The 1257-nt window shown below is 49.0% G+C and carries 2 protein-coding genes; both read left to right on the forward strand.

What is annotated here, in order from left to right; all coding sequences use genetic code 11:
* The first annotated feature begins 66 nt into the window (after positions 1-66).
* The gene (locus tag R7Z50_RS24340) at positions 67-375 is read left to right on the forward strand and encodes a transposase (protein WP_004413754.1); all 309 of its coding nucleotides are present in this window, start codon (positions 67-69) and stop codon (positions 373-375) included.
* On the forward strand, positions 372-1223 hold the full coding sequence (locus R7Z50_RS24345; protein WP_053307556.1) for an IS3 family transposase: 852 nt from the start codon (positions 372-374) through the stop codon (positions 1221-1223). Before R7Z50_RS24340 ends, R7Z50_RS24345 begins: the two co-directional genes overlap by 4 nt.
* Positions 1224-1257: the final 34 nt, after the last annotated feature.

Below are 1257 nucleotides of genomic sequence, written 5' to 3' on the forward strand. Positions count from 1 at the left end.
CCGAGTACCCCACGTTTAGTAGACACTTTACTAAGTTAGATCTAGGGTCTAATTGAGAGGTGATTTATGGCTAAACATCGTAATCCAGCGTACACCGAAGAGTTCCGCAAAGAAGCAGTCCGCTTGGCCAGTCTTCCTGGCCGAACAGCCGTTTCCGTTGCCAAGGAGCTGGGCATCAGTGCCCAGCAGATCCGAAACTGGAAGCGCCAGTTCACACGCCTATCTGATAAACAGTTTAACACCTTAGACGGTGTCGATTACTCGAAGAAAGAGTCCGAAGAGCTTCGGGCGCTAAGGCGCGAGAACAAGCGACTCAAAGATGAAATGGAATTCCTAAAAAAGGTCTCGGCGTACTTCGCGAAGCAGCAAGAGTGAAGTACGAGTTCATCGAAAGCTATGTCGGTGAGTATTCCATTAGCTTAATGTGCCGCACCTTAGAAGTGAGTCGGGGCGGCTATTATAAGTGGTGCCATCATACGCCGAGTGAGCGTTCAAAGCGGCGAGAGCGCTTTGAACAGCTCGTCATGTGTACCTTTGCCCAATATCGGGCACGTTACGGCTCAGTGCGAATAGCCGAAGAGCTCAACGAAGCAGGCTATGCCTGCTGCGTGAATTATGTGGCTGATATCATGAAGGAAAAAGGTATCAGGGCACGTAATGGTAAAGGGTTTAAATACAGCAAGGATGTGGCTGCTATGACGAATGTTGCCGACAATTTACTGCGAAGAGACTTTGAGTCTGAGACGCCAAATCAGAAGTGGGTTACGGACATCACGTATATCTGGGTGAAGAGCCGTTGGCTCTTCTTAGCGACAGTGATGGACTTGCATTCAAGGCGTATTGTGGGTTGGTCGTTAGGGACAACGATGACCGTCGAGCTCATCACCAATGCCCTAAAAATGGCGTTTGAGTCACGTAAGCCGCCTAAAGGCGTCATTATCCACTCGGACCGTGGTGTACAATACAGAGCATATAAATATCAAGACTTCATGCGCAAGCATGGAGGTGTACCGAGCATGAGTCGGCAGGGCAACTGTTGGGATAATGCGGTGATGGAGTCGTTCTACAGTCGACTGAAAGTCGAACTGATATACGCAGAAGACTACCAAACCCTCGAAGAAGCCCGAATGGGCATCTTCGAATACATCGAGGTATTTTACAATCGCAGAAGAAGACACTCAGCGTTGGGGCACGTCAGCCCAGTTGAGTACGAAAGTATGTAGTTATGTACTGTCTACTTTTTGTGGGGTACACCAG

Source organism: Vibrio sp. 1249-1 (genome assembly GCF_033340495.1).